At 39.5% G+C, this 10,634-nt stretch carries 10 protein-coding genes, 1 rRNA gene, 1 pseudogene and 1 riboswitch; of the genes and pseudogenes, 6 read left to right on the top strand and 6 right to left on the bottom strand.

All coding sequences use genetic code 11. The annotated features are described in order from the left end of the window. Positions 1-6: 6 nt before the first annotated feature. The 4 genes from rrf to GK047_RS26155 all read left to right on the top strand — a co-directional run bounded on the left by rrf (position 7) and on the right by GK047_RS26155 (position 2,032). Positions 7-123, top strand: a 5S ribosomal RNA gene (gene rrf / locus GK047_RS26170). A gap of 747 nt (positions 124-870) precedes the next feature. Further along, positions 871-1,179, top strand: a complete 309-nt coding sequence (locus GK047_RS26165; RefSeq protein WP_163953271.1) for a hypothetical protein — start codon at positions 871-873, stop codon at positions 1,177-1,179. A 162-nt stretch (positions 1,180-1,341) separates the two neighbouring features. Further along, positions 1,342-1,731 carry a hypothetical protein gene (locus tag GK047_RS26160; RefSeq protein WP_163953269.1) on the top strand — a complete coding sequence of 130 codons (390 nt, stop codon included), beginning with the start codon at positions 1,342-1,344 and terminating at the stop codon, positions 1,729-1,731. A 73-nt stretch (positions 1,732-1,804) separates the two neighbouring features. Then, entirely contained in the window at positions 1,805-2,032 is a 228-nt protein-coding gene (locus GK047_RS26155; RefSeq protein WP_163953267.1) for a hypothetical protein, read from the top strand. A gap of 466 nt (positions 2,033-2,498) precedes the next feature. Here the strand turns inward: GK047_RS26155 and GK047_RS29345 are convergent, their stop codons facing one another. From GK047_RS29345 to GK047_RS30765, 6 genes and pseudogenes are all read right to left on the bottom strand, one after another. Beyond that, the gene (locus GK047_RS29345; RefSeq protein ID WP_205516991.1) at positions 2,499-2,660 is read right to left on the bottom strand and encodes a hypothetical protein; all 162 of its coding nucleotides are present in this window, start codon (positions 2,658-2,660) and stop codon (positions 2,499-2,501) included. A gap of 18 nt (positions 2,661-2,678) precedes the next feature. Continuing rightward, positions 2,679-3,044, bottom strand: coding sequence for a hypothetical protein (locus tag GK047_RS26150; protein ID WP_240344276.1), 366 nt, complete (start codon positions 3,042-3,044; stop codon positions 2,679-2,681). Positions 3,045-3,901: 857 nt separating this feature from the next. Beyond that, on the bottom strand, positions 3,902-4,069 hold the full coding sequence (locus GK047_RS26145) for a YvrJ family protein (protein ID WP_163953263.1): 168 nt from the start codon (positions 4,067-4,069) through the stop codon (positions 3,902-3,904). 508 nt (positions 4,070-4,577) lie between these two features. Then, positions 4,578-5,624, bottom strand: a complete 1,047-nt coding sequence (locus GK047_RS26140; protein ID WP_163953261.1) for a hypothetical protein — start codon at positions 5,622-5,624, stop codon at positions 4,578-4,580. A 307-nt stretch (positions 5,625-5,931) separates the two neighbouring features. After that, positions 5,932-6,714 carry a hypothetical protein gene (locus tag GK047_RS26135; RefSeq protein WP_163953259.1) on the bottom strand — a complete coding sequence of 261 codons (783 nt, stop codon included), beginning with the start codon at positions 6,712-6,714 and terminating at the stop codon, positions 5,932-5,934. A gap of 972 nt (positions 6,715-7,686) precedes the next feature. Continuing rightward, positions 7,687-7,829, bottom strand: a pseudogene (locus GK047_RS30765) (catalase); the annotation flags it as partial. 536 nt (positions 7,830-8,365) lie between these two features. On the opposite strand from GK047_RS30765, the gene GK047_RS26125 reads away from it, so the two are divergent. Together GK047_RS26125 and GK047_RS26120 are read left to right on the top strand one after the other, a co-directional pair. After that, positions 8,366-9,829 (top strand): catalase, encoded by a 1,464-nt coding sequence (locus GK047_RS26125; RefSeq protein WP_163953257.1) that lies wholly within the window; start codon positions 8,366-8,368, stop codon positions 9,827-9,829. A gap of 55 nt (positions 9,830-9,884) precedes the next feature. Beyond that, positions 9,885-10,157: a Fur family transcriptional regulator gene (locus tag GK047_RS26120; RefSeq protein ID WP_163953255.1), complete on the top strand. Its 273-nt coding sequence runs from the start codon at positions 9,885-9,887 to the stop codon at positions 10,155-10,157. Positions 10,158-10,407: 250 nt separating this feature from the next. Beyond that, a riboswitch (purine riboswitch) is annotated at positions 10,408-10,509 on the top strand. Positions 10,510-10,634: the final 125 nt, after the last annotated feature.

Raw genomic sequence — 10,634 nt, 5'->3', positions numbered from 1 at the left:
TGACTGTTTGGTGATGATGGCGGAGGGGACCCACGCGTTCCCATCTCGAACACGACCGTTAAGCCCTCCAGCGTCGATGGTACTTGAACCGCAGGGTTCTGGGAGAGTAGAACGTTGCCAAGCACGTAAAAAGGTTATCTTTTATGACAGTAATCACTGTCTAAGAGATAACCTTTTTTATTGTATAGAAAGCTTATCTTAAAGCCTACATTCAGCACGTTATTTATCGATAGAGCTTGAATTTTAGAAGATAACTTCTCATTTTTCATAAAAGAGGAGAGATTGCCGTGTCAACGGACTACAAAGGTATTTTCATTAACCCCTATTCCTGCCGTGCTCGACTATGCCTAGGGATTGGATTTGATGCGTGAATATCCTATTTTCCAAGTAGAAAACAGGGTTGAAAAGAGTTCTTCACACTTTTCGGACAGATATTTGTGGTTTAGCATAGGGTTACGCGCCTTTCTGTGTGAGATGGTAAGCTCGAAACTTCCATTTTACCAAACGTGAAAGGTCTTTTTCTGTCAAGTTCACTAATTTTTTTGCTGCTACTCTAGTAAGATCAATATCTTGAGGCATTTTTCAATGTGCGAAACTTGAGTTACATATAAGCAAAGTAAGATAACTGTCACTTCGCTGGTACTACGCCTATTATGTGCACCCTGCTTTGTAACATCTTCCATTACGACCATATGTGTGGTAAATTGAATTTACCGAACATATGTTCTATTTTGATGTAGGGATAGTAAACGTGAGATTACATTAGGATAAAATTATATTGCGTATCGTAAACGAACGCAATATAATGGAAATATATTCTATTGTTATACTTATTTTTCTAATTACATAAATAAGGAGGGTTTTAATAGTATGAGTATAGTAAGTAACCTGAATGAGATTTTTTTGAAAATTCCATATGAAAGAATAAAAGAACATATTAAAATGATTCTTGATACAGAAATTGATTACACCAAAATTGTATATAAAACTCATCATGATTTAAATAACCGCTACTATTTATTCCTTCTTCTACGTAATGATAATGAACCATTTGCGCATTTCCACTTTTTTTCTTCTGACTCTATTGATTCTAAATTCGGTGAGTATTTTTATTTCTCTTTGCCTGAATCAGATTTAAAAGCTTTATTAGAATTTAGCAAGATTATGTTATTAAGTTAGTTACTTGAGTGTTGCAAAACAACGTTGTTGATTTGACTCGGTTAAAGTAGGCTTGTTAGAACTTTCGTCGAAGGTTTTAAAATAAAAAGGACATCAGACCTTTGTGTAGAAATTGACGGTTACGACGCCGTAATTTCCATATAAAGGAGATGCCCCTCTCTTATGGTATTCCTCTACATATCCATCGTCAAGTTCATTTTAGCGCTGAAGTTGGAGTTATCTAAGCCACAACTGAATCACGTTTTCACACTCGTGCATGGCATCATTCTCTGTACCGGCCGTAAGGATATCACTCAGATTCGTAACGCGACCAGACAAGATCTTCATCTCAGCAGCATCACCAATTTTTTGAATCACTCGCTATGGTGCGTCAACCGCATGCAATTTGCATTAGAAATGAGGCGCTCAGCTTTCAGTAATTACATGAAGGTGGAAAGTCTGTCTGGTGCCACAGCATTGTCACTTCTCATTTGGCGAGTGAAGGATGCTCATACGCTTGGGATTATCGTCCATATTACCCAAAAGAGTATTGTGAGGCCAGTGAATACTTAACAGCAAGAAAGATCTGGCTCTGGAAAGGATCGAGACCTTTTCCGCTGAGAAAGATGAACTCGTCTACGTTCTCATGGATAGTTGGTATAAGAGCGAGAAGGTCATAAATAGCTGTAACCGCAAGGGGCTTTATGTCATTACAACCGTAAAAACAAATCGGCTGATCTGTCCGGCTGGCATTTCGATTCAAATTAGTGATTTCATGATTTCACTACACAGCACATTCATAAAACTGATCTCCGCTCAGTTACCGTGGAAGGTCAGGGAGTATACTGGGTTTATCCCTACGAAGGACCCGTGAGCGAGATCAGAAATGTCAAGCTGTTGCTGTCTTGGTAAGATGATTACACCGATTTGAGCAAACCTTAGGTTTGTCTCCTTTGTACGGATCAGTCCATGGATTTCGTTACATCCAGCAATATTACCACGTGCGGTGGAACGTCGAAATGGGCTATCGTTATTTTCATGGATCTGCTTGGCTTTGACCAATACCATTTGCTTTCAATTTATCGGTATAGAGAGGTTTTGGGCCATTCAATTCCTGACGCAGAACTATCTTGAATTTCAGTGGCAGGAATGGATGAGAGGAAAATCATCCATGATATCAGCTTATTGTCTACGTTTATCAGCAAGCCATGGAGAAGAAGTTGTTTTTCGATAATACTTAAACATTTCAAACTGTCTGCCTAAATGGTTGATTTGCCGATTGTACTACAAGTCTGTCCTATTCTTCCTACTCAGTTGAAAATTTGCAACACTTAGGTTGGTTAGTTTTTATTTAGATTTTTTATTCTTTGGTATTCTTCTTCAATAATTCTCGTTAATAATTCTGTAGCTGTTATACCCAATTTTTTTGCAGTATCAACTAAATTTTTTTTCACGTATACAGGAATATCGTAATGAAATTTAACTTTGTTTCCATACGCCATTAAATGTCCCTCCGTTAATTAATGATTATTTATAACACTTTGATACTTGGACTCAATGAGCTTTATTAATAATTGAGTTGCAGACAAACCTTGAATTGCGGATGCTTCAATTAATTTCTCTTTTACTTCTGGGGCAAATTCATATGGGAGTTTAATTTTAGGTTCACTCATATTTCCACCAATATTCTTTTCAACTTCAATTCCTTTTTCAAGTAAATTTTGAAATGAAAGCTGTTGAGCTTCAGAATTATGACCATATCTCTGTAGTACTCTCTTTAAATAAGCCTTAAGTGCTTTTTGATTTTCATCAGAAAATGTAATAATTAGATTTTCATCTTCAACATTTAAAATACAATCTACGTTATTTCCAAACAAATTAATCATGTAATTCAATGTTTTCCCTCCTAGAATAGAATACTATCATACCTATATAATAATTCGTCACGTATTATAACGCAATAATAGATTCCATACCTACTTGGGGTTAATTATGTCTAATAACAACTTTACGTAATATCGATTTCCGTTCTCGTCCCGGATGACTTACGTCTTGATGCCATCAGGATACTCCCGAATCACCTTTCCGTTTTCTCCGTAGCGTATAAAAGTTTCTGAAGTGAAAGCTTACTTTCTAGCTACAGCTGCAGATTCCTTTCTAATCTGTTCTAATTCTTCTCTGCTCATCGTACTGCTCGCACAATCGGATCTACAGATTTGAATTTTTTATGTTATTTATTTATTATTTTGGAATATTAAAAGCAATGGTTAGTGGGGGAGGGCGGGCTTACAATGAGGAAAAAAACAACTACAACCGTTTCATTATAAAAATTATCCAATATGAACATAAAATGCAAATATAAAACTTAAAACCTATGTGATAACCAATGTCCAATACATACTCCCCAACACACGGCAAGTAAGTTGATTTTTGATAATGATTTCCGAAAAACCCCCACCTTTTTTTAAAAAGCATACGAGGTCGCTTCTTTAAGCGTTCACTGAATTCTGATGGAGCTTTATTAGAAATGCGAAGCGTCTCTACAAACGCACGTCCCTCATACCTGTTAATACAGGTTGTTTTGGCATTGATTTTACAACCCAAAAAACATCTCCTATGCGCTTTTAGCGTATCAGGAGACGTTTTTAAGTGATTGCTAGATGTGCTTAAAAAATATGGGTTAACATTGGTCATTCCAGAGCTACTGATTATTTTTTAGTTGAAATGATTTTAAATAAACCTTCTAGTCAGTTGATTTATCTATTTCAACAGATACTCCCATTTTAACAGCGATTGCTTGCATAACTTTGGTGTTAGTTTGTATGGTTTTTTCTAGTCTCATTAAAGAAAACATTGCTACTACCATAGGAAAACCATACTGGGAAATCAAGGATAAAATCTGGACATCCATAAATTCTCACTCCTCTACCATATTTTTTTTATTAGAGATTACTGATCCCTCTCTGTTTATTTATTCTGAAAATAAATGTAAGCCAAATATATGGCTACGAATCTGCAGCTAATTCCAGTAACTTAATTATAGTTGTTTTAAATTGAGCTTTTGCATTTCTATTTACTCATCTCCTGCTGTAATATTTTTATTTCAAGTGTAAGTTCTTCTTCCGAAAAGCGATGACAGGCATTACAACCAGTGCAGGATTGTAATTGCTACTAGCGGGATTGATCGATATTTCGCAAGAACTGACCCGGCTGGAGAAAGATTTGAAGTTACTAAACGGCGAGGTGGAACGAACCTGAGAAATATCTTGTGCATCGAGATCCTCCCCCTGAGATCCCATAACATTGGGTTGAAATACCTACTTTTATGCAAATGTCTCCCAATCTAAACTAGGAGGATCCGCTGCACCGGTCCTCCTGGTACTCCTTTGTTGGATCTCCCTTTTTTAATGATTGGTTAATCAGAGTAGCCGAGCACCAATGGCAAGGGGAGTACTCGAGACTGCTGGAACAACAACCTGGAAAGACTCTGATTGAGTAGCCCAGGCCCCAACAGTTACTTCTAAGATATCTATGCTACTCCAGCCTGCCACATCTCCCCACCCGGATGGAGAGTATCTGTATCCGACTCCTTGATAGTAAAAGCAAGGAAAGAGTAGGCCGCCAGTACTGCCAATGAAAATTCGATACGTACGCGATGAACCGCTATTATTGTAGATAGGTAAAGTAATATTCATTTGTTGCCCGTAGTTGCCTAAAACCCCACCCGATGCAGCTCCACTCTGGTCTCCTACCCACGGAACGTCGGCACCATTAAAAGTATCGCCGGCAGCAGCAAAACTATAGTATTTACCTTTTTGGTCGGAAGGGGACAATGCATTAAAATTAGTGGTGTTCCAATAGCCACCTTGAGCAATACCGCGAACCCTGTTAGTTCCATCAGTTGCGGCTGAAGATTGTGCATTACCGGAGTTTGAAATATAGGCAAGATCCCAAAGAGTTGCATTAGCATCAGTACCATTGTTGCTATCCGTAACACTCACTCGTGCAACAATTCCAAATACACCACCATTAGGAATTCCGCTTTGAAGGAAGATGTTACCATAGCTGCCTGGTTGTACTGTTACCGACACAGGGGAGTACATACTTGTATTCCAAAAAGACAGCCAAGCATTAGAATCAGGTTGAGCACCAGAATATTTTGTTAATCCATAGTTGGAAGAGGCTACTTTGATTGGAAAAGCATTTGGATTGTAAACGAGAATGCAGTTAGTGAGCATGGAACCAGTACCGTTAGAATGCCAAGTGTAAACCTGGCCAGTTCCTTTTACAGGTGCACGGTTAAGGTAGCAACCATTGTCTGCGATTGCAGGACTTTTCACGGTTTCTGGATTGTTCGAGTAAAAGAAAAAACCTCCTGCCAAGCTAGTGGAGCTAGTTCCTCGTGGAGCAGGAGCATCATACCCAAAATTTTTTGGAATATTGCTATTAATAACAACAGTGGCCATTGTATTTCCTCCATTTTTTGATGCGTTACGTTACGCATTATTTTGGGTTAAAAAAAGAGAGGGAATTCACGAATTCAGTAGTGTTTCCCCTACACCATTTGAATTCGACTCATCAAGTAACCTTAAGCACACTATATCATATACCGTTACGTAACGCAATATAATATAGTGTGCGTTTTTGAACAGCCGGTCATATCTTTGTTATTGGAGTAAAATTATAAAAATTAGAATTGATATTACTTTGAGAAAGGTTACAAAACAAAATTAGACCAACCCATTAAGGATTGATCCAACCTTTATTAATCAATCATTGGACATATAAGACGATGGTGTTTGATAAATCTGGATTAATCGTTTGAGATTCACTCCTTTCTTGGGAAACGAAAGCTCCCACATTATATTCAATGGTTATAGGTTGACTGATCGAAACTTGATATTGGCCAGGAGGAACAGAATTACCATCGATATCTTTTTTATCCCAATAGAGAATAGGGGATTTAATTCCCCAAACAACTTTCACATCACTACCGGGGATCAAATCTCCAGGGGGGGTCACGTTTGGAGGGGAAATATCTCCACTCCAAACAAGTTTATGTGGTTGTCCCTCCATAACCCTTTCAATTTTTATTTCGAGTTTGGTTTTGGTAAAGTTAATTATTTCTTTACTTGTATTATAAAGTTCTGCATAAATTCCAATTGAGGTACTGCTTGGCCCAGTATCGGTTTGAATTTTATTTAGCTTTAGAGAAAGGGGGGAGGTAGGTAAATTTCCTGGAGCCTTCGCTGTTAGTCTCCATGGCTCTGGAGCAGAATAGATGTCAATTTGAGATGACGAGTCGGTTGCTGAATTGGGCGGAATGTATTTTACAATAGACCCCATATTTTCAGCAAAAGAACGCAGTGGAATATATACACTGTTGTTGTAATTCAATATAGTGTTATTACTTCCAATGCTGCTTGTTTTCCCTTCCTTATGAACATTAATTGTACTTGGAAACAAAATTGCTTGAACAGTGGGGCTAGAAGCAAAGGCACCCGTGGCGAAAGACAAGAGAACTCCCGATGTTATACCAATTACGAACTTTTTCATAAAATGCATCCCTTTCTATATCAGCATTGAACAGCATGTATTGTCGGGCATAAAATAAGGGTTAATTTGTTGTACTGGATTTAGATTTATTATTGTATGCTGCGTATTCTAAACGACCAAAGCCAGTGAGATGTTTCAATGGTAAAATAAAAAAAATGAACCTTGGATACCAAGAGATACGTAACCTATATCGATTTTACCTAAAAATTTTGAATTTATTGTTTCGCTTCTAGAACCAAAGAGTTGATCTCCTATTAAAAATAGCTCTATCCATAAAACGACTTAATTCGAATATCTTGCTTCATTCATTTAAAGAAGGTTCTATGATCCAGCGTTTCGGTACATGCCACCAATCTCCTCTGCTTCGAGATCGAATCGATTGGGCAAAGATGTAGGTAACTCCTGCTTGGTTAATGATTGCATCCATTTGAGGTGCGATCATTTTTTTAGCTGGCTTTCTAGGGGACAACATCATGTTCGCTCACAGAGACCAGCCGCATGTGTACTTTAATGCCTGTTTTTGTCTTTTGAAAGATAGCCTACTTGTACTTCTGTAAGCAAAGTCCGATCGACTTGAATCGATGATTTTGAAATTGTTACGGTTCTTTGTGGTACTTGCTGCTGTAACTGAGCATGAAGAAATAATTTGAGATAGGCTGGAGTCGCTAACTTGTTAACATACTTATCTTGTTGGTTTTCAGCAATGTGGTCTTTGAACGTTTTTAAACAAAGGGGCTCACACCAGATTTGATAAAGGTGGAAAATTATGAATATTTAAAGAAGATTAATACAAATAAATAATAACATTTTTTGGTGGTTATTGGAAATGTTGAAGTACTCAATTAATTTATTGAGACAAAATATAAGTTGTATATTAGTCTTAAGTGGATTTATGAGCGAACCGAAAATAAAGTTACCTTATGGAGATATTGGTCCCAAATCGCCTGCCTCAGCAAATAAAGTTGCTTTCCCCCTTTCAATCGCTTCATACAAATCCTTCATTGCGTGACTCGTGTTTTTACCTTGAATGTTTTCGGCGTCTTGCTGAGTTAAATTTTTGATATGCTGCTTTAAGGGTTCACAGTGATTTTAATAAGAACGGCGTTCCCTTCTTGGCATGGAAGTTCGTCGCGAAACCCCGCGGATTGCGTAACGAACGACGGTAGAGCACCGAATGAAGACGGGGGCTTCCCTTTTCTTGGAATAGTCGCTAAGTGTAGGTGGAGATAGGTACGTTGCCAATGCTTCTGTAAGCTTCAAAATAGACATGATCCCCGGCGCTGCGAGCATGGATGACCGTTCGGGACACGCTGGCAATCAAAGGAAGACTCCTTTTCAATGTAATGATAGTTTTCGAGTGGAGAGGGTCCGCGATTGCCAATTGCACGGATAATTTGAATGTCCATGATTTTATGGTCTTGGCAGTCCCTTAGTGTAGACAATTTTGTTTCTTGCTCTGGTGACTTCACAGTGGCACGCTCATGGTAAGTAGTCTTATCCTTCCTTTGCTAATTTGTCGTTGAATATATAAGAGAAAGCTATTGACAATCATTATCAACAAAATTAAAATAAATACTATATAATAATTATTATAAATAAAATAAATAAAGTTCGAAGCTAGAAATTCAATCTAACAAAAGGAGAAATGACGATGACCCCTAATCACTTAACGACGAATCAAGGCGCGCCAGTAGGCGACAATCAAAATTCGCGAACAGCCGGCCAGCATGGCCCAACGCTCTTAGAGGATTACCATTTGCTCGAAAAAATCGCTCATTTCGATCGGGAGCGTATTCCAGAGCGTGTCGTTCATGCGCGTGGTGCAGGCGCTTTTGGTACCTTCACTGTTGAGAACGCAATGAAAAGATATACGAAAGCGACATTCCTTGGCGAAGCAGGCAAAGAAACCCCCGTATTCGTTCGTTTTTCTACCGTTATTCATGGTCAAGGTTCTCCGGAGACAGCTCGCGATCCGCGAGGCTTTGCAGTGAAATTTTATACAGAAGAGGGCAATTACGATCTAGTCGGCAATAATTTACCGGTTTTTTTTATCCGCGATGCGATGAAATTTCCCGATATGGTTCACTCGTTGAAGCCAGCTCCAGACACGAATGTGCAGACGCCAGACCGCTATTGGGATTTCATGTCGCTTACGCCTGAATCTACGCATATGCTGACGTGGGTGTTCTCAGACTACGGGACTCCTGCCAATTACCGAGAAATGAATGGCTTCGGCGTGCATGCGTTTAAGTGGATTAATCATACAGGCAATTATGTATATGTGAAATATCAATGGAAGCCCCATCAAGGTGTCCGTAATTTGAATAAAGCTGAAGCGACTGCCGTTCAAGGTGAGGATTTCAGTCATGCAACAAGAGATTTATATGACCATATCGCCCGTGGGGAGTTCCCGAAATGGGATCTGCATGTGCAACTGCTGCAGCCGGAGGATTTGGATGCGTACGATTTCGATCCGCTAGATCCGACCAAAGTATGGCCCGAAGATCTCATTCCATTGCATAAAGTCGGGACGATGACGCTGAATCGCAATCCGCAAAACTTTTTTGCCGAAGTGGAGCAGGCAGCTTTTGCCCCTAGTGTACTCGTTAGCGGTATTGAGCCTTCTGAAGATAAATTACTGCAGGGCCGCTTATTCTCCTACCCGGACACTCAAAGATACCGTTTAGGAGCGAATTACCTGCAAATTCCGGTGAATTGCCCCTACGCGACGGTTCAGAACAACCAACGAGATGGCGCAATGCAAATGAAGGAGCAGTCATCCAGCGTGAACTATGAACCCACAAGGCATGCGGATGCGCCCAAAGAAGCGCCAGAATATCGGGATAGCAGCGTACCCCTGCAAGGCGCGGTGGTGAGACAGAAAATTGCCAAAACTAATGACTTCGCACAGGCAGGGGATACATTCCGTAGCTTCAGCGTGCAGGAACAAACGAATTTTATTTCTAATCTTGTAGGTGATCTTTCTTCCGTTCACGAGAAATCGAAGCTGCTGGCCATCTGTAACTTCTATAGAGCGGATGCTGACTTAGGACAGCGATTGGCGGAAGGCTTACAAGTAGATATATCAGGCTATTTACAGCATTTGAAGCTGTAGCAGAGGTATCATCCTTTCCTATGAGCTGACTGCTACCGTAGAGGAGGTTTTCGACATGGCACAAAATGATTTGAATCAAGCTTTACAACGAATGCAGGCGAAAAATATTACCTTGACGCCGCAGCGATATGCCTTACTCGAATATTTATATACGAGAGGAAGCTATGTGACGGTCAAAGATATCTGCGATGCGCTAATCGTTCGGTATCCGCATATGAATGCAATGGCTGTGAACAGCAGTCTGCATGTCTTTGAACGGCTTGGGCTGATTCGAGAATTAGCTGTCGTCGATACCTCCGGGCGGTATGAAGCAGCAATCGGATCTTAAATGAAGAGCAAATAAAATTCCCTTTAAGTCGACTTTCTCAGTTTTGGCATGAGAAAAGCGGCTTGAAGGGCTTTTTTCATTTTGAGGGCGCTATCCCTACCAGTGGATGAAAGATTTTCGATAGATCCGTGTAAATGGCACCAAAAGGCGAACTATAAGAAAGAATCAGAGTGAAATTGTTCGTTTTTTGAAATTGACATGGCACGTCAGTTAGTAGTAAACTAGATAAGCGGGAAATTGATCCGTTTTAATTGAAAATGTCGAAAAAACTCGTATAACGTCGGGGATAAGGCCTGAAAGTATCTACCCAAAAACCATGAATTTTTGGACTACGAGGAAGCGAATGAGGGGAACCATAGGAAGATGATGGTCTTTTTGCATTCGGTTCTTTTGCTGTCCAGCGTATAGAATCGTGTATTCTAGCCCTGGGCATTTTTGTTTTAATGGATGACTTTTCGGTTTTTGTTGATGAAAGTT

The sequence above is a fragment of the Paenibacillus sp. SYP-B3998 genome (assembly GCF_010820665.1).
Lineage (GTDB): Bacteria > Bacillota > Bacilli > Paenibacillales > NBRC-103111 > Paenibacillus_E.
Note: the sequence above shows the minus strand (reverse complement) of the source record. Positions and strands in the feature narration are given on the sequence as shown.

Coding starts and splice junctions, on each gene's coding strand:
- GK047_RS26140 (WP_163953261.1), bottom strand. CDS start 5,624: ATGGCCACTGTTGTTATTAATAGCAATATTCCAAAAAATTTTGGGTAT.
- GK047_RS26160 (WP_163953269.1), top strand. CDS start 1,342: ATGGTATTCCTCTACATATCCATCGTCAAGTTCATTTTAGCGCTGAAG.
- GK047_RS26120 (WP_163953255.1), top strand. CDS start 9,885: ATGGCACAAAATGATTTGAATCAAGCTTTACAACGAATGCAGGCGAAA.
- GK047_RS29345 (WP_205516991.1), bottom strand. CDS start 2,660: ATGGCGTATGGAAACAAAGTTAAATTTCATTACGATATTCCTGTATAC.
- GK047_RS26135 (WP_163953259.1), bottom strand. CDS start 6,714: ATGAAAAAGTTCGTAATTGGTATAACATCGGGAGTTCTCTTGTCTTTC.
- GK047_RS26150 (WP_240344276.1), bottom strand. CDS start 3,044: ATGATTAATTTGTTTGGAAATAACGTAGATTGTATTTTAAATGTTGAA.
- GK047_RS26145 (WP_163953263.1), bottom strand. CDS start 4,069: ATGGATGTCCAGATTTTATCCTTGATTTCCCAGTATGGTTTTCCTATG.
- GK047_RS26165 (WP_163953271.1), top strand. CDS start 871: ATGAGTATAGTAAGTAACCTGAATGAGATTTTTTTGAAAATTCCATAT.
- GK047_RS26155 (WP_163953267.1), top strand. CDS start 1,805: ATGGATAGTTGGTATAAGAGCGAGAAGGTCATAAATAGCTGTAACCGC.
- GK047_RS26125 (WP_163953257.1), top strand. CDS start 8,366: ATGACCCCTAATCACTTAACGACGAATCAAGGCGCGCCAGTAGGCGAC.